Origin of the sequence: Pseudoalteromonas sp. XMcav1-K, assembly GCF_044005875.1 — a bacterium.
Lineage (GTDB): Bacteria > Pseudomonadota > Gammaproteobacteria > Enterobacterales > Alteromonadaceae > Pseudoalteromonas > Pseudoalteromonas spongiae.
On the sequence record NZ_JBIPJE010000043.1, the window covers coordinates 422,941 to 444,383 of the forward strand.

A 21,443-nucleotide genomic window follows, 5' to 3' on the forward strand; every position below is an offset into this window, starting at 1 on the left:
ATCATAGCTTTACATATGCATGGGTTTTCGGCAAAATCTGCAGCTTTAAAGAATACAACTGAGGTTATACGCTCAATATGGCGAAAGAAGACGTAATTGAAATGCAAGGCACTGTCCTTGACACACTCCCTAACACTATGTTCCGCGTTGAATTAGAAAACGGTCACGTGGTTGTTGCACACATTTCTGGTAAAATGCGCAAAAACTATATTCGTATTTTAACAGGCGACAAGGTTACGGTTGAGTTAACGCCATATGACCTTTCGAAAGGTCGCATTGTATTCCGTGCTCGCTAATTTTTAAGTAGTATCGAATGTAAAAAAAGCCCGCTAATTGCGGGCTTTTTTATTGATGTTTTGCTTATGCTTCAACGCTTTCATTTTCGTAACTAAATGTAAGCTGCTTATCTTTAATGCTTACTTTTACGTTACCACCATCACTGAGTTCACCAAATAAAATTTCATTGGCTAATGGCTTTTTCAGCTTTTCTTGGATCAGGCGAGCCATTGGGCGAGCGCCCATCGCTTTATCGTAGCCTTCTTTTGCAAGCCATTTACGTGCAGGCTCGGTTACTTCCAGTGACACTGATTTAGCATCGAGTTGTGATTCCAGCTCAACAATGAACTTATCAACCACTTGCAAGATCACTTTTTCATCTAAGTGATTAAACCAAATGGTGTTATCTAAGCGGTTTCTAAATTCAGGTGTAAACGTTTTATTAATCTCACTCATCGCATCGTGGCTGTGATCTTGTTGCTTAAAGCCAATTGATTTACGAATTGTTTCTTGCACACCCGCATTAGTCGTCATCACAAGTACAACGTTTCTGAAATCTGCCTTGCGGCCGTTGTTATCCGTGAGCGTGCCGTGATCCATTACTTGCAACAATACATTGTAAATATCAGGATGCGCTTTTTCGATTTCATCGAGCAATACCACGCAATGAGGCTGTTTAATCACTGCATCAGTTAATAAGCCGCCTTGTTCATAACCCACATAACCAGGAGGTGCACCAATTAAGCGACTTACCGCATGTTTTTCCATGTATTCAGACATATCAAAACGCACAAGTTCAACGCCTAAACATTTTGCAAGTTGCTTGGTGATCTCAGTTTTACCGACACCCGTTGGCCCTGCAAATAAGAACGAACCAATTGGTTTATCTTCGCTAGACAAACCTGAACGCGATAATCGAATTGCTGCACTTAGTGCATCAATGGCATCATCTTGACCAAATACCACCATTTTCAGATTACGATCAAGTAATTGCAGAACTTGCTTATCTGAGTTTGATACATTTTGCTCTGGAATACGCGCGATTTTCGCAATAATGTGTTCAATATCCGATACCGTTACTGTTTTCTTACGACGCGATGCGGGTAACAAACGCTGACTTGCACCCGCTTCATCAATCACGTCAATCGCTTTGTCTGGTAAGTGGCGTTCATTGATATACTTAGCTGATAGTTCAGCAGCAGCTTTCAGTGCTGTTTGCGTATAGCGAATGCCATGGTGCTCTTCATAGCGTTCTTTTAAGCCCATTAATATCTTAGTAGTGTCGGCAACTGACGGCTCAACAATATCGATTTTTTGGAAACGACGTACTAAAGCGCGGTCTTTTTCAAAAATATTTTTAAATTCGTTGTACGTGGTCGAACCCATACAACGAAGCTTCCCGCTTGATAGTAACGGTTTAATTAGGTTTGATGCATCCATCACACCACCAGAGGCTGCACCCGCGCCAATAATTGTGTGGATTTCATCAATAAACAAAATTGCGTTTTTGTGTTGCTGAAGTTGTTTTAGCAACGCCTTAAAACGTTTTTCAAAATCGCCGCGGTATTTTGTACCAGCAAGCAACGCGCCCATATCGAGTGAAAATACAGTCGCATCTGAAATAACTTCTGGCACTTGCTCGTTGACGATGCGATAAGCAAGACCTTCTGCGATAGCAGTTTTACCAACGCCCGCCTCACCCACAAGCAATGGATTGTTCTTTTTACGACGGCATAACACCTGAATAGTGCGCTCAATTTCACTGTCGCGCCCAATCAGCGGGTCGATTAAGCCAAGCTCTGCTTGCGTATTAAGGTTTGTGGTAAAGTTTTCTAGCTTAGATTTCTCATCTGCGCTCTGCTCGGCACTGTTTTCAATCTCTTGCTCTTCTTCACTTGGGTGGTGACTTTCTTCCTCGTCTAAACGCGAAATACCGTGTGATATATAATTAACGATATCGAGGCGAGTAATGTCGCATTTTTTAAGTAAATAAACAGCTTGGCTTTCTTGCTCGCTAAAAATTGCAACAAGTACATTAGCACCGTTCACTTCACTTTTACCCGACGACTGCACATGAAATACAGCGCGTTGCAATACGCGTTGAAAACCAAGCGTTGGCTGTGTTTCGCGCTCTTCTTCTAAGTCGGGGATTAATGGTGTGGTTTCATCGATAAAATCTGACAACGCGATTTTAAGTGATTGTAAATCGGTGCCACAGCTCGACAACGCATCAATTGCCGATGGGTTATCTAATAGCGCTAACAGTAAGTGCTCCACAGTCATAAATTCATGCCTGCGACTACGCGCTTCTCTGAATGCGGAGTTTAAGGTAATTTCTAAGTCTTTATTAAGCATAATAAACTCCTCTAAATACTTCTTTATTCGGGCTCAAAACTACATAACAGTGGATGTTCATTATCACGCGCGTATTGGTTCACTTGCGCTACCTTGGTTTCAGCGACTTCTGCACTGTAAACGCCACAGACAGCTTTGCCGTCATAATGGACCTTTAACATAATTTCAGTCGCCCTGTCTGAATCCATATTAAAAAATCGTGCTAAAACCTCAACAACAAAGTCCATTGGCGTGTAATCGTCATTATTTAAAATAACTTTATACTTGCGCGGCGGCTTAATACTTTGTCGCTGTTTTTCCTTTTGGCTATCTACTAAATCTGAAAATTGTGTCCCACTCATAATTTAATATAGTCATCTCTTGTAAACTCAAGCAACTTTGAGTCTTAAAAATTAAAAAATTATTTAAATTGTTAAAAACAATTAAAAAAAACTTGACTGTTTGGTCAATTAAACTACAGTCAATATGTGATTATTTACTAAGCAATTTACGAACAAAAGCTTGTGTAATCCGCAGCACTGGTTCGTTTTAAGCTTGTTAAGTAATTTACCATGTAGAATAACATGATTTTAGTCAACTTATAGAAGGATGTTGAGGTATGGCTTGCGGAAAAGTCAAATGGTTCAATAACGCAAAAGGGTTTGGGTTTATCGTAGAAGAAGGCAGCACGGAGGATATCTTTGCGCATTTTTCAACCATTCAAATGGATGGATACAAAACACTTAAAGCTGGCCAAGATGTAACATTTGAGTTGCAACAAGGTCCGAAAGGCCTACACGCGACCAATATTGCGCCAACTGAAGGCGAAGTCTAAGTAGTACTGCTTACGACACATTATAATAATAAAGAAGCGGATCGCCCGCTTTTTTTATGCCTAAAATTTACCCTCCCATGTCAATTGAACATTTTGTGATTGCTAATTCTTTTTATTTAAACTAGCCCTGCTATACTATCGGCCAATTGTCAGCACTATAAATAACGCTAGACTAAGTCAATTACATTCAGTTTTTGTGATTTTGCAAAATCACACCCCTTTCAATGTAAGTATTGAACGCCATAGTAATGGCATTTAAAAGTTAGGAATAATAATGACTAGTAAATCTAAGATAATTTATACAAAAACGGATGAAGCACCGGCACTTGCCACGTACTCGTTTTTACCAATCGTTAAAGCCTTCAGCGCTGTATCTGACGTAAACGTTGAAACACGTGACATCTCTCTTGCAGGTCGCGTTATCGCAAACTTCCCAGAGTACTTAACCGAAGAACAACGTATCGGTGATGCACTAGCTGAATTAGGTGAACTAGCAAAAACACCTGACGCAAACATCATTAAACTACCAAACATCAGTGCATCTATTCCTCAGCTACAAGCAGTAATCAAAGAATTACAAGCTCAAGGTTACGCACTTCCTGAGTACCCTGAAGAGCCGAAAAACGAAGAAGAAGCGAAAGTTAAAGCAACTTACGACAAAATTAAAGGCAGTGCTGTAAACCCAGTACTACGTGAAGGTAACTCTGACCGTCGCGCACCTGGTTCTGTTAAAAACTATGCTAAAAATAACCCGCATTCAATGGGCGCATGGGCAAGCGATTCTAAATCACACGTTGCATCAATGAACGAAGGCGACTTCTTTGCATCTGAGCAATCAGTGACGGTTGATGCTGCTGATGATGTGCGTATTGAATTCGTAAACGAAAATGGCGATGTTGAAGTATTAAAAGCATCAGTTCCATTACTTGCAGGCGAAATCATCGACAGCTCTGTAATGAATGTTGCAGCGTTAAATACATACTTAGAGCGTGAAATCAACGCAGCAAAAGACGAAGACGTATTACTTTCATTACATATGAAAGCAACCATGATGAAAGTATCTGATCCAATCATCTTCGGTCACGCTGTAAAAGTATTCTACAAAGACGTATTTGCAAAACACGCTGCAACCTTTGAAAAGCTAGGTGTCGATGCTAACAACGGTATTGGTGATGTTTACGCTAAAATCGCACAGTTAGATGACGCAACACGCGCTGAAATTGAAGCTGATTTACAAGCTGTTTATGCAAACCGCCCTGCACTTGCAATGGTTGATTCTGACCGTGGCATTACAAATTTACATGTACCAAGTGACATCATCATTGATGCTTCAATGCCAGCATGTATTCGTTCATCAGGCCAAATGTGGGGTCCAGATGGCAAACTAAAAGACACCAAAGCACTTATTCCAGACCGTTGTTATGCAAGTGTTTACCAAGCAACGATTGATTTCTGTAAAGAAAATGGCGCATTTGATCCAACAACTATGGGTAGCGTACCAAACGTTGGCCTTATGGCTCAAAAAGCGGAAGAATACGGTTCACACGACAAGACATTTGAAATTAAAGCAAAAGGTCAAGTACGCGTAGTTAACCAAGCAGGCGTTGCTGTAATGTCTCACGACGTTGACACGGGCGATATCTTCCGCATGTGTCAAGTTAAAGACCTACCAATCCAAGATTGGGTTAAGCTTGCAGTGAATCGTGCACGTGCAACTAGCACGCCAGCGGTATTCTGGTTAGACGAAAACCGTGCTCACGATGCGCAGTTAATTAAGAAAGTTAACCGATACCTACAAGACCACGATACTAACGGCCTTGATATTCGCATTCTTGCACCATTTGAAGCAACGCAATTCTCATTAGCGCGCATCAAAGAAGGTCAAGATACTATTTCAGTAACAGGTAACGTACTACGTGACTACCTAACTGACTTATTCCCAATTCTTGAGCTTGGTACAAGTGCTAAAATGCTATCAATCGTTCCATTAATGAACGGTGGTGGTTTATTTGAAACAGGCGCAGGTGGTTCAGCACCTAAGCACGTTCAGCAGTTCGAAAAAGAAAACCACTTACGTTGGGATTCACTTGGTGAATTCTTAGCGTTAGCGGCTTCTTACGAGCACCTTGCAGTAAACGCAGGTAACACTAAGGCACAAGTATTAGCAGATACGCTAGACGCGGCAACAGCTAAATTCTTACTTGAGAACAAATCACCTTCTCGTAAGGTAAACGAATTAGATAACCGCGGTAGCCACTTCTATCTAACGATGTTCTGGGCACAAGAACTTGCTGCACAAGACAAAGACGCTGAACTTAAAGCGAAGTTTGCACCAGTTGCAGAGCAATTAACAGCAAATGAAGCGGTTATCGTTAAAGAGCTTAACGATGCACAAGGCGTTGCAGTTGACATTAAGGGCTACTTCCAGCCTAGCGAAGAGCTTGCATACAAAGCAATGCGTCCAAGCGAAACATTCAACAACATTATCGCGCAAATCGCATAATCGTACTGTTTGAATAAGAAAAAGGGCAACATGTTGTTGCCCTTTTTTATTTGCTACAATACCTACCTTGCTTGTAATTAATCAAAGTCATGACTCGATTATCTAAACCTAAATCTGCACAAATTACTAAAAAGCCAACACGACCAAATAAACAACGTGTCGCCGCAGCTAAAAAACACATCAAAACGCGCGATGTAAAGCCACACCAAGGGCCAACTCATATCGTGTTATTTAACAAGCCTTTTGATGTGCTAAGCCAATTTACCGATGAAGGTAATCGCAAAACACTGGCTGATTTTATCGACATTAAAGATGTGTATGCCGCAGGTCGTCTCGATAGAGACAGTGAGGGATTATTACTGCTTACCAACAACGGTAAGCTGCAACATAAAATTGCTTCACCTAAACATAAATCACCGAAAACCTACTGGGTGCAAGTAGAAGGTGATGTAACACAAGATGCCATAAACGCCCTATCGCAAGGCGTTGTACTGAAAGATGGTAAAACCCTACCGGCAGACGTTAAGCGGATCAATGAGCCCAACGTTTGGCCCCGTAACCCACCTATTCGTGAGCGCAAAGCAATTCCGACAACTTGGCTGTCAATCACCATCACCGAGGGTAAAAATCGCCAAGTAAGACGTATGACAGCACATGTTGGCTTTCCGACGTTACGCTTAATTCGTTACGCCATTGGTAAATACACCTTGGACGGTATTGAAAATGGCGAATATAGACTTATAACAGAGAATAAATAAGCACCTTACTCGCGCATTTTAGAACATGTTTTATTAAAACAGCTATGATATAATTCGCGCCTCAAATTTTCGGAGTAATTCAATATCATGAGTGATAACAGTAACATCAAAGTCATCGTTGGCATGTCTGGCGGTGTAGACTCTTCCGTTTCAGCTTATTTACTTAAGCAACAAGGCTATCAGGTAGAAGGCTTGTTTATGAAAAACTGGGAAGAAGATGATACTGATGAATACTGTGCAGCTGCAGAAGATTTAAAAGATGCACAAGCTGTATGCGAAAAACTGGGTATTGAGTTACACACGGTAAACTTTGCCGCAGAATATTGGGATAACGTGTTTGAGTATTTCCTTGCTGAATACAAAGCAGGCCGTACGCCTAACCCCGATATTATGTGTAACAAAGAAATTAAATTTAAAGCGTTTCTTGAATTTGCTGCTGAAGCGCTCGGTGCAGATTATATTGCAACTGGTCATTATGTTCGCCGCGCTGAAAAAGACGGTAAAGCAACCTTAGTACGTGGCCTTGATGACAATAAAGACCAAAGCTATTTCCTATACACCCTTGGTCATGAGCATGTTGCGCAAACCTTATTCCCAGTAGGCGAAATTGAAAAGCCTGAAGTACGCCGTATCGCGGAAGAACAAGGCCTTATTACCCACGATAAGAAAGACAGCACGGGTATTTGCTTTATTGGTGAGCGCAAATTTAAAGACTTCTTACAAAAATTCTTACCAGCTCAACCTGGCAAAATTGAAGATTGCGAAGGCAACGATGTTGGCGAGCATGAAGGCTTAATGTATCACACCTTAGGTCAACGCAAAGGCCTACTCATTGGTGGTATGAAGGAAGGTTCGGGTGAGCCTTGGTATGTTGTAGATAAAGATATTGCGCGTAACGTACTTGTTGTTGGTCAAGGTAAAGATCACCCTCGCCTATATTCAAACGGCCTAATGGCAAACCAGCTGCACTGGGTTGACCGCGTAGGTCCGCAATCAACGCTACGTTGCACAGTGAAAACCCGTTATCGCCAAACTGATATTCCATGCACTTTACTGGTTGGTGAAGACGGCGTTGCACGCGTATTATTTGATGAGCCGCAAAAAGCCGTTACCCCAGGTCAATCTGCGGTATTTTACCTAGATGAAACATGTTTAGGTGGCGGTATTATTGATTCGGTGATCCGCTAATGGATAAAAATCAGGTTATGGCGCTTGCCGCCATGTGCCAAATTACCAAAGCAGTGCAAAAAGTTGCGCAAACCGGTTCAATTACCGATTATGAAATGCAGCAACTACTTTCGGGTATTTTAGTAACCAATCCAGATGCACCGTCAGATGTATTTCGTGATATGGATTTACGCCAAGGTTATCAATTAGTTGTTGAACAACTCGAATCAGGCCAAAATAAAAGCATTGAGCTTGTAAAGTACGTTGGCGGTTTAATTCAGTTAGAACGTGCTTTAAACGCAAACCCCAAAGCATTAAATGAACTTGGCTCACGCATTAATTCAATCGACACACGATTGGCACATTTATCAATTTCAGATGACGCCATTATTGCAAGCCTTGCGGATATTTATGCAGATGTAATTAGTCCGCTTGGACAACGTATTCAAGTATTTGGTAAACCAGCATTGCTACAACAAAAATCGGTGCAACATCGTATTCGCGCCCTGTTGTTAGCTGGTATACGCGCCGCAGTATTATGGCGCCAAGTTGGTGGTAAACGCCGCCACTTTTTCTTTGGCAAAGGTAAAATTGTCAAAATTGCAAAACAGTATTGTTAATCTCTAGTACAAATATTTAGGAGTGATTATGGAGCTTTCAGCGTTAACTGCTATTTCACCTGTTGATGGTCGTTACGGCAGCAAAACAACTGAGCTTAGAGAAATCTTTAGTGAGTATGGCCTAATTAAATACCGCGTTACTGTAGAAGTTCGCTGGTTACAAGCACTTGCTGCTGCCGAGGGTATCGACGAAGTACCATCACTAAGCGCTGAAGCAAATCAAATCTTAGATAACATCGTTGCAAACTTTAATGTAGAAGATGCAATGCGTGTTAAAGACATTGAGCGCACCACAAACCACGACGTGAAAGCGGTTGAATACCTACTAAAAGAAAAAGTAGCTGACAACGCCGAGCTTAATGCAATTAACGAATTTATTCACTTTGCATGTACCTCAGAAGACATCAATAACCTATCACACGGTTTAATGTTAAAAGAAGCACGTGAAAATGTTCTTTTACCATACTGCGATAAGCTACTTGATGCTGTTCACGCACTTGCAAAAGAATACCAAACAATTCCGATGATGTGTCGTACTCACGGTCAGCCAGCTTCACCTTCAACTATGGGTAAAGAAATGGCAAACGTGTACATGCGCTTAAAGCGTCAACGCGACCAAATCGCTAATGTAGAATTACTTGGTAAAATCAACGGTGCAGTTGGTAACTACAACGCACACATTAGCGCTTACCCTAACTACGACTGGCATGCACATGCTGAAAAGTTTGTAACAAGTCTTGGTCTTGAGTGGAATGCGTTTACAACACAAATCGAGCCACACGATTACATCGCAGAACTTTACGATGCAATTGCACGTTTCAATACTATCTTAATTGATTTTGACCGTGACGTTTGGGGCTACATTGCGCTTAATCACTTCAAGCAAAAAACAATTGCAGGTGAAATTGGTTCATCAACCATGCCACACAAAGTTAACCCAATTGATTTTGAAAACTCTGAAGGTAACTTAGGTATTGCGAACGCAATTTTTGCACACCTAGCGCAAAAACTACCAGTATCTCGCTGGCAGCGTGACCTTACGGATTCAACCGTGTTACGTAACTTAGGTGTAGGTATGGGTTATGCGTTAATCGCTTACCAAGCAACACTTAAAGGTATTAGCAAATTAGAAGTTAACCAAGAGAAGCTACTTGCTGAACTTGACCAGAACTGGGAACTACTTGCTGAGCCAATCCAAACTGTAATGCGTAAATATGGCATTGAAAAGCCATATGAAAAACTTAAAGAGTTAACACGTGGTAAGCGCGTTAACAAAGAGATCATGGCTGATTTCATCGATAATCTTGATTTACCAGAAGCGGTAAAAGAAGAATTAAAACAACTTACACCGGCTAATTATATTGGCCGTGCAGTTGAATTTATCGACGACATCAAATAACTAGCAGTTTTAGCTTGAATAAAAAGCGAAAGGTATTTCTAATATCTTTCGCTTTTTTATTATCAATTTTTAGAGACGCCTATGTATCAACTCAGTTTCAATATCAAAACACCAGATGGTGTTAAAACCCTCTCTCAACAAGAATTTATTAATGAGTATTGGCAAAAAAAACCGGCGTTAATCAAGTCGGGGTTTGCTGACTTTGTTGATCCAATTAGTCCAGATGAACTTGCAGGCCTTGCGATGGAGGAATGCATTGAGTCGCGTCTCATTTCTAATCACAACAATGAATGGCAAGCACACCACGGCCCGTTTGAAGATTTCGAATTATTAACACCAAAAAACAGCACACTTCTTGTGCAAGCCGTTGACCACTGGCATCCTGAGGCTGCCGAGTTAATCGAGCCGTTTCGCTTTATTCCAAACTGGCGTATTGATGATTTGATGATCAGCTTCTCTACGCCCGATGGCGGCGTTGGGCCTCACCTAGACCAATACGATGTATTTATTATTCAAGGCCAAGGTAAACGACATTGGCGCGTTGGCGAATCTAAGCAAACCTTCAATGAAGTTATTCCGTGTAAAGATCTGCTGCAAATTGACGGGTTTGATGCCTGTATTGATGAAGTACTTGAACCAGGCGATATTTTATATATTCCACCTGGCTGCCCTCACGAAGGTTACGCAGTCGAAAACGCCATGAACTATTCAGTTGGCTTTAGAGCGCCAAATCAGCGCGAATTATTGTCGTCATTTTCAGATTACCTCATTGATAACGATTCGGGTAATACACGTTACAGTGATCCAACGCTTCAATTACGTAATAACCCCGGTGAGTTTTTAGCAAATGAAGTCGCAGATGTTAAACAACAAATGCTAGATGCACTTAATAACAATCAAGATTTTAATTTATGGTTGTTACAAAGTCTGAGTGAAGCAAAACACGATCTCGATTTAGCGCCGCTTGAAGATGAATACGATCCAAGTTATGTACTTGAATTACTAAACCAAGATATTGAAATTCATCGCCTAGGTGGTCTTCGCTGCTTTTATTTATCAACAGAAAGCAATGTGTTGTTTGCAGTAAACGGTGATGTACTTACCCTACCACTTTCGTGCCTTTCATGGGTGGAAACACTTTGCCAAAACGTAACAGTGACATCCGATCAGATTAAAAGTTCCACAACTTGTTCACACTTTATGCAAAACTTTACTAATCTTTTAAATGAGGGCTATTGGTATTTCGATTAGTAGAGGAAATGATGAGCTTCACATTTAAACAGGTCACATGGCGAGAAAAGCGTAACGAACTCAAACAAGTGAGGGAAAAAGTATTTGTTTATGAATACCATATCCCAAAAGACGTTGAATTTGATAAGTGCGATTTAAGTTGTCAGCATCTGCTTGGGTTTGATCATCAAGGTAACAGCATAGCAACCGCAAGAATAACGCAACAAGGTGAAATTGGCCGCGTTGCTGTGCTGCAAGCTTACCGAACTCATGAGTTTTATAATCTAATGTTTGAGCAAATTGCGCTGTGTGCAAAAGAATTAGGTGCCGAAGAACTAAGTTTCAATTGTAATATTGTTGAGAAAGAAAAATTTAAGCGATGCGGTTATGCCGAACAAGGCAATGTGTTTATGGAGGCTGGAATAGCGCGACAACGATTATCGTGTCCGTTATCGCGTTTTGATCCTAAACCCTTTACTTTGGTTCATTAGTCCAAAGTTTTTCATTGCTGTATAAGTCATACAGACCTTCAGCACGGTTCACAAGCAAGTTAGCAAAATCGATTTGCGCTTTGTCACCTGCACTATTTTTTGCGAGCTGGTCTGCTTTTAATTGCCATTGAAACGAAAAATGGCGAAGTGCGTCACGGGCATTGGTTGCCGCAGTCACCTCAACGTGATCTGTCGGTAAATTGCCAGATACAACCCAATATGTTTTGCCTTGTTGACTTTTGATTTTCCAAATTGCACACATAGGCGCAATATAACGGCTTTCTTTATCTAGAATCGTCTTTGGAATAACGCCTTTTTCAGCTAAATGTTTATTAGCGCGATCAAGTGTAGAGCGGATCCATTGATTTTGAGCAGCTTGAATTTCTGCTTGAGTTGGTTGTGGTTTTTGTTCTTGGTTTTCCATAATACATCTTTAGAAAATTTCAATTTCATCACTGTACTGTGTCACCCTTTGCAAAGCAAGATGTAACGTTAAAAAGATGAATTTGGTTGTGTCAAAAATGTTAACTCTTGCTCAGTCGATTTGCGCCCTAATATAGCGTTGCGGTGTGGATAACGCCCAAACTGGTCGATTATTGCCTTATGCGCCGCTTCAAATTCATAACTAGGATGATCTTTATACAGCATCATCGCCAATTCATGAATTTTCGCGCTTTCGCTGTGCATAAATGGTAAGTACAAAAACCCGACCTCAGTTTCATTAAGTTGCTTATCAAAGCCCTTATCAATTGCTGTTTGCGCCAAAGCTAGCGCCAACGGATCTTGGCGAAACGCCTGAGCTTGGCCTCGATAAATGTTCCGTGAAAACTGATCGAGCACTATTATCTCACACAGCGAACCCATCGCAGTGTGTCGCCAATGATGTAATTCACCTGCAATCGCTGCATCAAGAATAATCTTAAATTTATTGTCGATTGTTTTATCTAGCGCGTCATTGACTGAAAACCAATCATTTGGCGTTAATTCCGTAAACCAAAAGTCATATATATCTTGATAATTCATATCATCCCAGCCAACTAATAAATTGATTAATCACCAACGCATTTACAATATCAATAAAGAATGCGCCAACCAAAGGTACAACAATAAATGCTTTAGCTGAAGGCGAATAATGTTGCGTAACCGCCGTCATATTAGCAATTGCTGTTGGTGTCGCGCCTAAGGTCAACCCAGCATAGCCAGAAGCCATTACCGCTGCATCGTAGTTCTTACCTAGACTAGGAAACACAACATAGGTGCTATAGAGTATTGTCGCCAACACTTGAAAAACAAGTAACACAACAAATGGCATTGCTAAACTCGTCAATGTCCAAATCTTAATACTCATTAACGACATTGCTAAAAATAGCCCTAAGCAGACATCGGAAATAAACGACAACGACGCACTATTGGTAGGCCAAAGCTTGACTGATATTAAGCGTGGTACCGTGTTACTAATAATGATGCCGGCAAACAGACAACATACAAAAAATGGTAATTCAAAATCAAAATAAACTAATGCGGCTTCAATACGATTACCTAGTCCAATTGCCAGTAAAATAACAAAGATACTGATCAGAAACTGATCTATGTTAACACTTGCAAATTTCGCATTGTCATGGGAAACCCCAACTTTCAGTGGCTTAGCAGAATAAACCGTTTGTTTTAACTGGTGTTTCTCTATTATGAACTTCGCGATAGGACCACCAAGCACACCACCAAAAATTAAGCCAAATGTCGCGCACGCCAAAGCGAGTTCCAACGCCCCTTCAATCTGATACTGCTCACTAAAAAATGGCGACCAGGCGATTGCCGTGCCATGCCCACCGCTTAATGAAATCGAGCCACCTAGCAATCCGCTCACCGGTGGCATGCCAAACGAGGTAAATACACCAATCCCAACAAGGTTTTGTAAGATTAAAAAGCCGACTGCCAGTAGTAATAGAATCATTAAGCTTTTACCGCCTTTTATTAGGCTATCTAACTGTGCATTTAAGCCAATCGTGGTAAAGAAAATGATGAGTAGCACATCGCGCTGTTGAAGTGAGAATGTGATTTCAGTATTGAAAACATAAAACGACAAAGCCGCTAAACTTGAGGCAACAATGCCGCCGGTAACGGCTTCTGGAATATTAAAGCTTTGTAACGGCTTATAACGACGGTTTAACCATTTACCTAAAAAGTAAACCAGTATTGCCGCCATTAAGGTAAGCCGTTCATCTATCAGCATTTAATGTCCTAGTATTTTTGCAGGGTCCGTTTTGCTGGCTTTAACTGCTGGATAAATGCACGCAATTATCGCCATTGTAAACGTAATCACCGTGGTGATCAGTAAATCGTTTACGTTAAGCTGACTTGGTAGATAGTCTATAAAGTAAACACCAGACAACACATTTTTGCCTAGCAATTCACTTATTAATAAATAAATATCGCTTACTGTCAGCGATAAAATAATGCCTAGAATCAAGCCAATACCTAACCCTATTGCCGCCTGATGAATACCTTGCAGTAAAAAGCAGCGCACAATTGTGCCATCGGTTGCACCCATGGTTTTTAAAATCGCAATACTCGCGCTCTTTTCTTTCACTTCCATAATCAAGGTAGAGACAATATTAAAGCTGGCAACAGCAACAATTAAAAACACCGTGATGTAAACAATTAAGCGCACCATTTGTATATCTTGATACAAATTGCCCTGACTACGGTACCAGGTTTCGATATACACCAATTCATCTAATTTTTGACCTATCGCAAGCGCACTGTTTCGCACATTAAATACATCACGTATCTTAACTTGCAGCCCATCAAACTGGGTATTGCTCACATTTTTTAGCTGTTGCGCTTGGCTTAATGTAATTTGGCCAAAATTCATATCAAGTTGACCACCTAAATTAATGGTGCCAACTAAGCTTAAATTAATTCGCTTAATACTCGCGAGCGATTGAGTGCCCGGCTCTGGCAGTAACACAGATACCATATCGCCAATTTCCAGCTGTAACTTATTTGCCAGAGCCTTACCGAGAATAAGCTCACCCTTTTCAAGATTAACGCTGCTTTTAGGGGAAATGTACTTAGCGCTGTCTGACACGGTCGCGTCTAACTCTGGATCGACGCCTTTTAATAGCACGCCATGCATTTTACCTTTGTGCGACACCATTGCATTTAGCTTAATATAAGGGGCAACTGCGACCGCTTCTGGGTGACTGAGTAGTTTTTCTTGATGAGAAGCGAAATTATCCAGCGGTTTTGCTGGCGCATAATACTCAATATGTGGAATAACGCTTAATAAGCGCTCTTTTAGTGCAACTTCAAAGCCGTTAATCACCGATAGCGCCAAAATAAGCACCGCCACACCAAGTGAAATACCAATTGTTGATGACTTACTAAAAAAGCCACTAACCGTGGTATCGCCTTTGCCGCGTCGAAAGCCTTTAACTAAATAAACACTTAAACTCATTGGCTAACCAACTTTCCCTGTTTAATAAACATGGCTTTATCAAGCTTTGCCGCTAACTCTAAATCATGGGTCACCACAATAAACGCAGTATTGTGGGTGGTTTTTAACTGGTTAATCAGTTCGTATATGTTCTCGCCATTATCTTTATCAAGGTTACCTGTCGGTTCATCAGCAAGCACTAATGCAGGTTTGGTGATAAGCGCACGGGCAATGGCAACACGCTGACGTTCACCACCCGAGAGTTGATCCGGTTTATGCGTAATTCGATGACTTAATCCCACGTTTTCGAGCATTTCACTTGCTTGGATTTTGGCGTCTGATTTTGCCATTCCCCCAATCAATAGCGGCAGCATTACATTTTCAAGCGCACTAAACTCCATCAGTAAATGGTGAAATTGATATATAAAACCAATGTGCTTATTACGAAAATCGGCTTGCTGCTTGCGATTAAGCGTCGTTGTATCGACACCTTTTATTTCGATTTTACCGCTATTAGGCTTATCTAATGTACCAAGCAAATGTAATAGCGTACTTTTTCCCGAACCTGAGCTGCCAACAATGGCAAGTGTTGTGCCCGCTTCGAGGGTTAAATTTAAATCATCTAAAATATCAACTTTAACATCGCCATCTTGATAAGACTTAGCGAGGTGTTCACATTTTACTACTAGGTGATTATTCATATCGTAAAACCTGTGCTGGTGCTAATTTCGCAGCGCGTCTAGCGGGATAAAAAGTGGCTAAATAGCTCATCGCAATACTTAACGTAAAGATCACACCTACTTGTAACCAAGAGACATCGACCGGTAACTGCATACCTGCAATAATTTGAATGCCAATCAGTGCTAATATTTCATTAATGTTTAGTGCAACAGCTAGACCAAGTAATACCCCAAGTACACTGCCAACTAAGCCATTGTATAAACCTTGTACCATAAATACCTGTAACACACCGTTGGGTGTTAAACCTAAGGTTTGTAAAATAGCAATTTCAGACTGTTTTTCAGATACCATCATGGTCAAAGCCGAGAGAATATTAAATACCGCAACTAAAATAATCAGTCCAAGTAATAAACTCATAATGCGCTTTTCCATTGCCACTGCAGAAAAGAGCGAACCTTGGGTATCTTTCCAATCTGCTACCTTCAGCGTTTTCAGCTCTGGCATGTCATTAATTAGGTCATCTAATTTAAATGGATCGGTTAAATACAGTGCAAATTCGTCAAAACTCGATGGTTTTATACGATTAAGTCTTAATAAGTTTGATGTACTCGTTAAAATTACCTGACTGTGAAACGCGCTGTTATCAAGCAGTACTGCAACGGTAAATAAACGTTGCGATGGCATACGTCCAACTGGGGTAAAGGTAGTGACACTCGGTAGCATTAAGCGAATTTTATCGCCGACAAAAACATTAAGCTCTGTTGCTAAGCGCCGCGTAATCGCTACCGAATATTTAGTGTTCGCCAATTGTTTAACGGTTTCACTATTAAGCATGGCTGTCAAAGGCGTGTCTTGGCTATCATCTATGCCATAAATTTTTGCCGCTAATAATTTAGTATTTGACACAACCAACCCTTCACTGCTTTTAAAACGTGATATTGAGGTAACATCTGGATGTGTTGCCAAGGTTTGATATAAGGGGTGGTTTTGCTTATCAGGTAGTGCAACAGATAAATGCGGCGTAATTTGAAGCATAGATTGCTTAAGTCGGTTCTCAAACCCGTTCATTACGCTGGTCACACAAATTAACGCAATAATACCAAGCGTAATACCCGCGATAGAGAAAAATGAAATAAAGGAGATAAAGCCGTTGCCCTTGGCTAATTTCGCATAGCGCATGCCAATAAACAAACTAACTGGCTGAAACATAGATTACTGATTGTTTAATAAGTGTAATTTTTTGGAAGTTTAACACTTATTAATAAGAAGTGTATTATTTTCTAGGCAATCTCAGAATAACAGATCTGATCAGTGAAATTTTTGCCATAATTCCAGCTAAGCTACTGTAACTATTTAAACAGTCTAGGTAGAATACCGCGTCTGCAATATAGGGGTATGCCTTTTGTTCGAGCGATTTAAGCACTTTCAACTCCGTGGTGACTTATTTGGTGGTGTCACTACTGCAATTATCTCACTACCACTTGCCCTAGCCTTTGGTGTGGCGTCAGGCGCGGGTGCCGAAGCCGGTATCTGGGGCGCTATTTTAGTGGGCTTATTCGCTGCACTGTTTGGTGGTTCTAACTCGCTCATTTCTGAGCCGACCGGTCCGATGACCGTGATAATGACCGCAGTACTCACTGCAATGATGGCCAAACATCCAGAGCAAGGCATGGCAATGGCCTTTACCGTGGTGATGATGGCCGGCGCATTTCAATTTTTACTTGGTTCATTAAAACTGGGTAAATACGTTACCTTAATGCCTTACAGTGTTATCTCCGGTTTTATGTCAGGCATTGGTGTTATTTTAATTATCTTACAATTAGCACCACTTTTAGGCCATCAAACGCCATCTGGTGGCGTAGTCGGCACGCTGACTGAACTCCCCAGTTTAATTTTCAATCTTCACTTTTCAGAATTATTTTTAGGTCTTGCAACGCTCGGTATCTTATTTTACTTCCCAAAGAAATACCGTAAATATATCCCCGCTCAACTCGTTGCACTTATCGCAATTACGCTTGTTTCCGTAATTTTATTTAGCGATGAATCGATTCGCCGTATCGGTGAAATTCCAACTGGATTACCTAATTTAGTATTCCCGACATTTACCGCCGACCAATTCGTTACCATGATCATTGAGGCCATGGTACTTGGCACACTTGGTTGTATTGATACCCTGTTGACTGCCGTAATCTCGGATTCATTAACGCGTCAAGAACACGATTCAAATAAAGAACTAAAAGGTCAAGGTATTGCTAACATGATCTCAGGTTTATTTGGCGCACTGCCGGGCGCAGGCGCAACCATGGGCACAGTTGTAAGTATTCAAGTGGGTTCTCGATCTCCTGCCGCGGCAATTATTCGCGCCGTTATTTTGATGCTTGTGGTATTAGTTGCGGGCAGTTTAATTGAGCCAATTCCAATGGCGGTGCTTGCAGGTATCGCGCTGTATGTTGGTATCTCGATTCTCGATTGGAGTTTTTTGCAGCGCGCACACAAAGCCAGCATGCAGCAAACCGCGATTATGTATGCGGTAATGCTATTAACTGTTTTTGTTGACTTACTTATTGCGGTTGGTTTGGGTGTATTTATCTCAAATATCATCGTGATTGAACGATTAAGTCGTGAGCAGGCAAAACAAGTCAAAGCTATTAGTGATGCTGATGACGATGATGTACCGTTAAATAAACAAGAGCGCGCAATTTTAGACAAAGCAAAAGGCAATATTCTGTTCTTTTACTTGTCGGGTCCAATGATTTTCAGTGTATCTAAAGCGATTTCTCGTCAGCATTCTTCTGTACATAAGTACAAAGCGATGATCCTAGATTTAAGTGATGTACCAATGATCGATATGACCGTTGGCCTCGCCTTAGAAAATGCCATTAAAGATGCTATAGAAGCACGCTGTGAAGTCTTTTTATATTGCCCAAATAATGATGCTAAACATCAACTTGAAAGGCTTGGCATTGATGAATTAATCGGTAAAGAGCGTTTTGTAAATACACGACTTGAGGCACTTAATCAGTCGTTAGAAGTTATCGAGAACGTGCCGTTCACCGGCAGCTAACTGAAAGTTAAATAAATTCTTTGCCTGAACTCCCCTGTTCGGGCTAAGATTATTTATTATTTAATTATTTACAATGCATATGTCCGACCTCATCGAACAATTTAATCAATACTTTCAAATCGAACACGCAATTAGCATTAACTTAGAACAGGTTAACGAAGATAAATTGCCTAGCGATGACAGTGACATAGACAGAATAATCCCACCGCTATTTAAACTAGCCAATGAAGTAAACGTGCTAGAGCAAACCGCCCTTCGCCCACTCAGACAGTTAGGTGATGTAGCAGATGATTTAGCGCAGTACCTTAAATTACAGTCACGTAAAATTGACCTTATTTTGTCGCATATATTAGCGACGGAAAATGAAGACGAAGCTCAGCTAGAAACGGTAAGTTTTGGTGGCAGCGGCTTTGTACTGCAAACAAACACTTCCTATACCCCCAACAGTTTTTTTCGGAGCAAACTGTTTTTAGCGGATGAAGCGGCAGCAGTGTTTTGCTTTACCCAAGTTGTGGATAGTGAACCGCACCAAGATGGATATAAGACACGATTTATATTCAGCCACATTCGAGAGCAAGATCAAGAGCTTATGGTTAGAGCAAGCCTGCATACACAAGCCAAAGTGTTAAAAAAGAAGCAATCAAAGAAAAACATCAATTAAACACTAATAAATAGTGTCGCCATTTGCTAATATTGGCCAAAATTACCCTTGTTAACTACTATGAACACTGTTTTTCCAGCTGAATGGGCATTGCAAGATGCCGTGCTTTTAACTTGGCCGCATAAAGATACTGATTGGGCCGATATTTTGCCTCAAGTTGAGCTCACCTACCTTGCTATCGCAAAAGAAATTCTGTCGCAGCAAGCACTTGTGATTGTTGCGCATAATGATGCGCTAAAACAACATATTAGTACGCTTTTTCATAGCAACGACCTAACACTAGACAAGGTCCATTTTGTTGTATGCCCAACTAATGATACGTGGGCGCGTGACCATGGGCCAATTAGCACATATCGTGGTGACACTCTTCATGCCCTTGATTTTACCTTCAATGGCTGGGGTAATAAGTTTCAATCAGAACTAGATAATGCGATTAATCAGCAGCTATTTAACACAGTATTAGCCAATAACGCTTCATCACAAAAAGTGCCGCTGGCACTCGAAGGTGGTGGTATTGAAAGCGATGGTAACGGCACACTGTTAACAACCAGCGAATGCTTATTAAACGACAATCGTGAAAACAATTTAAACAAAGCACAGCTAGAAGCAAAGCTAACGGAATTATTAGGCGTTAATCACTTTCTTTGGCTTGATCACGGTTACCTTGCAGGAGACGATACCGACAGCCATATCGACACGTTAGTGCGTTTTGCGCCAAATGATGCCTTAGTTTACGTTTCTTGCCCTGATCAAAACGATGAGCACTTTCAAGCGTTAGACGCAATGGCTAAGCAGTTACAGACATTCACTACAAAAAGTGGCGAGCCTTATACTTTGCACGCCTTACCTTGGCCACACGCGAAATACGATAACGATGGCGAGCGCCTTCCAGCAACCTATGCCAATTATTTAATTATCAATAACAAGGTATTGGTACCTACTTACCAAGATGCTAATGATCAAGCTGCACTTGATGTAATCGCAGCAGCCTACCCTCAACATCAAGTTGTTGGTATTGACTGTCTGCCATTAATTCACCAATTTGGCAGCTTACACTGTATTACCATGCAATTACCTTACGGTTTTTTACGGAGCTAATTATGTCTCAAACGATTAAAGTTGCGGCAATTCAACATTCAAATAGCGGTGATTTACAGCATAACCAAGACAAAACAGTACTTGGCATAAAAGAGGCCGCAAAAAATGGTGCCAAGTTAATTGTATTGCAAGAACTGCATCGCAGTCTTTACTTTTGCCAAGTCGAAAGTACCGATAACTTTGACTTAGCAGAATCGATTCCAGGCCCAAGTACAGCGCTTTACGGTGCCCTTGCCAAAGAGTTAAATGTCGTTATTGTTACCTCATTATTTGAAAAACGTGCAACGGGCTTGTATCACAATACCGCCGTTGTACTTGATACTGACGGTGAAATCGCGGGCACTTACCGTAAAATGCATATTCCTGATGACCCTGGCTTTTATGAAAAGTTTTACTTCACACCGGGCGATTTAGGTTTTCAACCAATCGAGACCTCAATTGGTAAACTTGGCGTGTTAGTATGCTGGGATCAATGGTTCCCTGAAGCTGCGCGTTTAATGGCAATGGCAGGTGCAGAGTTTTTAATTTACCCAACTGCCATTGGCTGGGATTTAGACGACGACAGTGCTGAACAACAACGTCAACTTGATGCTTGGGTTATTGCCCAGCGTGCTCACGCGGTATCAAATGGACTGCCTGTGATTGCCTGTAACCGCCAAGGCCATGAAGCCGATCCAAGCGAGCAAAGTAAGGGCATTCAGTTCTGGGGCAATAGTTTTATTACTGGTCCACAGGGCGAAATTTTGGCGCACGCGTCAAATAATGACGATGAAATCCTGTATGCCGATATCGATCGTGCACGCAGTGAATCCGTACGTCGTATTTGGCCGTATTTACGTGACCGTCGTATCGACCATTACCAAGATCTAACGAAATTATACCGAGATTAG

The 21,443-nt window shown here is 41.2% G+C and carries 21 protein-coding genes; 13 read left to right on the forward strand and 8 right to left on the reverse strand.

What is annotated here, in order from left to right:
• The first annotated feature begins 77 nt into the window (after nucleotides 1–77).
• Nucleotides 78–296 (forward strand): translation initiation factor IF-1, encoded by a 219-nt coding sequence (gene infA / locus ACHSBP_RS12255; RefSeq protein ID WP_010560183.1) that lies wholly within the window; start codon nucleotides 78–80, stop codon nucleotides 294–296.
• 64 nt (nucleotides 297–360) lie between these two features.
• Here the strand turns inward: infA and clpA are convergent, their stop codons facing one another.
• Both clpA and clpS read right to left on the reverse strand, forming a co-directional pair.
• Entirely contained in the window at nucleotides 361–2,631 is a 2,271-nt protein-coding gene (gene clpA / locus ACHSBP_RS12260; protein ID WP_010560184.1) for an ATP-dependent Clp protease ATP-binding subunit ClpA, read from the reverse strand.
• Nucleotides 2,632–2,654: 23 nt separating this feature from the next.
• Nucleotides 2,655–2,972 (reverse strand): ATP-dependent Clp protease adapter ClpS, encoded by a 318-nt coding sequence (gene clpS / locus ACHSBP_RS12265; RefSeq protein WP_010560185.1) that lies wholly within the window; start codon nucleotides 2,970–2,972, stop codon nucleotides 2,655–2,657.
• Nucleotides 2,973–3,229: 257 nt separating this feature from the next.
• Here clpS and cspD point away from each other — a divergent pair, with 257 nt between their 5' ends.
• The 8 genes from cspD (at nucleotide 3,230) to ACHSBP_RS12305 (ending at nucleotide 11,613) form a co-directional block, all read left to right on the forward strand.
• Nucleotides 3,230–3,445 (forward strand): cold shock domain-containing protein CspD, encoded by a 216-nt coding sequence (gene cspD / locus ACHSBP_RS12270; protein ID WP_010560186.1) that lies wholly within the window; start codon nucleotides 3,230–3,232, stop codon nucleotides 3,443–3,445.
• A gap of 274 nt (nucleotides 3,446–3,719) precedes the next feature.
• The gene (locus ACHSBP_RS12275) at nucleotides 3,720–5,948 is read left to right on the forward strand and encodes an NADP-dependent isocitrate dehydrogenase (protein ID WP_010560187.1); all 2,229 of its coding nucleotides are present in this window, start codon (nucleotides 3,720–3,722) and stop codon (nucleotides 5,946–5,948) included.
• Nucleotides 5,949–6,037: 89 nt separating this feature from the next.
• A complete protein-coding gene (locus ACHSBP_RS12280; protein ID WP_010560188.1) occupies nucleotides 6,038–6,706 on the forward strand; it encodes an rRNA large subunit pseudouridine synthase E in 669 nt (222 codons plus the stop codon).
• A gap of 87 nt (nucleotides 6,707–6,793) precedes the next feature.
• The gene (mnmA, locus tag ACHSBP_RS12285) at nucleotides 6,794–7,894 is read left to right on the forward strand and encodes a tRNA 2-thiouridine(34) synthase MnmA (protein ID WP_010560189.1); all 1,101 of its coding nucleotides are present in this window, start codon (nucleotides 6,794–6,796) and stop codon (nucleotides 7,892–7,894) included.
• On the forward strand, nucleotides 7,894–8,493 hold the full coding sequence (gene hflD, locus ACHSBP_RS12290) for a high frequency lysogenization protein HflD (protein WP_010560190.1): 600 nt from the start codon (nucleotides 7,894–7,896) through the stop codon (nucleotides 8,491–8,493). Before mnmA ends, hflD begins: the two co-directional genes overlap by 1 nt.
• Nucleotides 8,494–8,521: 28 nt before the next feature.
• On the forward strand, nucleotides 8,522–9,892 hold the full coding sequence (gene purB, locus ACHSBP_RS12295; protein ID WP_010560191.1) for an adenylosuccinate lyase: 1,371 nt from the start codon (nucleotides 8,522–8,524) through the stop codon (nucleotides 9,890–9,892).
• A gap of 81 nt (nucleotides 9,893–9,973) precedes the next feature.
• Nucleotides 9,974–11,143 (forward strand): cupin domain-containing protein, encoded by a 1,170-nt coding sequence (locus ACHSBP_RS12300; protein WP_010560192.1) that lies wholly within the window; start codon nucleotides 9,974–9,976, stop codon nucleotides 11,141–11,143.
• Nucleotides 11,144–11,151: 8 nt separating this feature from the next.
• The gene (locus tag ACHSBP_RS12305; RefSeq protein ID WP_084616533.1) at nucleotides 11,152–11,613 is read left to right on the forward strand and encodes a GNAT family N-acetyltransferase; all 462 of its coding nucleotides are present in this window, start codon (nucleotides 11,152–11,154) and stop codon (nucleotides 11,611–11,613) included.
• Here ACHSBP_RS12305 and ACHSBP_RS12310 read toward each other — a convergent pair.
• The 6 genes from ACHSBP_RS12310 to ACHSBP_RS12335 all read right to left on the reverse strand — a co-directional run bounded on the left by ACHSBP_RS12310 (nucleotide 11,597) and on the right by ACHSBP_RS12335 (nucleotide 16,939).
• Nucleotides 11,597–12,037, reverse strand: coding sequence for a DUF4826 family protein (locus ACHSBP_RS12310; RefSeq protein WP_010560194.1), 441 nt, complete (start codon nucleotides 12,035–12,037; stop codon nucleotides 11,597–11,599). The two genes, ACHSBP_RS12305 and ACHSBP_RS12310, sit on opposite strands and share 17 nt — an antisense overlap.
• Before the next feature lie 68 nt (nucleotides 12,038–12,105).
• Entirely contained in the window at nucleotides 12,106–12,636 is a 531-nt protein-coding gene (locus ACHSBP_RS12315; RefSeq protein ID WP_010560195.1) for a DUF924 family protein, read from the reverse strand.
• A gap of 1 nt (nucleotide 12,637) precedes the next feature.
• Entirely contained in the window at nucleotides 12,638–13,843 is a 1,206-nt protein-coding gene (gltS, locus tag ACHSBP_RS12320) for a sodium/glutamate symporter (RefSeq protein ID WP_010560196.1), read from the reverse strand.
• A complete protein-coding gene (locus ACHSBP_RS12325) occupies nucleotides 13,844–15,070 on the reverse strand; it encodes an FtsX-like permease family protein (RefSeq protein WP_010560197.1) in 1,227 nt (408 codons plus the stop codon).
• The gene (gene lolD, locus ACHSBP_RS12330; RefSeq protein WP_010560198.1) at nucleotides 15,067–15,750 is read right to left on the reverse strand and encodes a lipoprotein-releasing ABC transporter ATP-binding protein LolD; all 684 of its coding nucleotides are present in this window, start codon (nucleotides 15,748–15,750) and stop codon (nucleotides 15,067–15,069) included. The genes ACHSBP_RS12325 and lolD overlap by 4 nt, the downstream gene beginning before the upstream one ends.
• Nucleotides 15,743–16,939 (reverse strand): lipoprotein-releasing ABC transporter permease subunit, encoded by a 1,197-nt coding sequence (locus ACHSBP_RS12335; RefSeq protein WP_395388970.1) that lies wholly within the window; start codon nucleotides 16,937–16,939, stop codon nucleotides 15,743–15,745. Before ACHSBP_RS12335 ends, lolD begins: the two co-directional genes overlap by 8 nt.
• A 193-nt stretch (nucleotides 16,940–17,132) precedes the next feature.
• Between ACHSBP_RS12335 and ACHSBP_RS12340 the strand changes: the two genes are divergently transcribed.
• The 4 genes from ACHSBP_RS12340 (at nucleotide 17,133) to ACHSBP_RS12355 (ending at nucleotide 21,443) form a co-directional block, all read left to right on the forward strand.
• Nucleotides 17,133–18,794, forward strand: a complete 1,662-nt coding sequence (locus ACHSBP_RS12340) for a SulP family inorganic anion transporter (RefSeq protein WP_010560200.1) — start codon at nucleotides 17,133–17,135, stop codon at nucleotides 18,792–18,794.
• Between the two features lie 79 nt (nucleotides 18,795–18,873).
• Entirely contained in the window at nucleotides 18,874–19,455 is a 582-nt protein-coding gene (locus ACHSBP_RS12345) for a PilZ domain-containing protein (protein ID WP_010560201.1), read from the forward strand.
• A 60-nt stretch (nucleotides 19,456–19,515) separates the two neighbouring features.
• Nucleotides 19,516–20,553, forward strand: a complete 1,038-nt coding sequence (locus ACHSBP_RS12350; protein WP_010560202.1) for an agmatine deiminase family protein — start codon at nucleotides 19,516–19,518, stop codon at nucleotides 20,551–20,553.
• A gap of 2 nt (nucleotides 20,554–20,555) precedes the next feature.
• On the forward strand, nucleotides 20,556–21,443 hold the full coding sequence (locus tag ACHSBP_RS12355; protein ID WP_010560203.1) for a carbon-nitrogen hydrolase: 888 nt from the start codon (nucleotides 20,556–20,558) through the stop codon (nucleotides 21,441–21,443).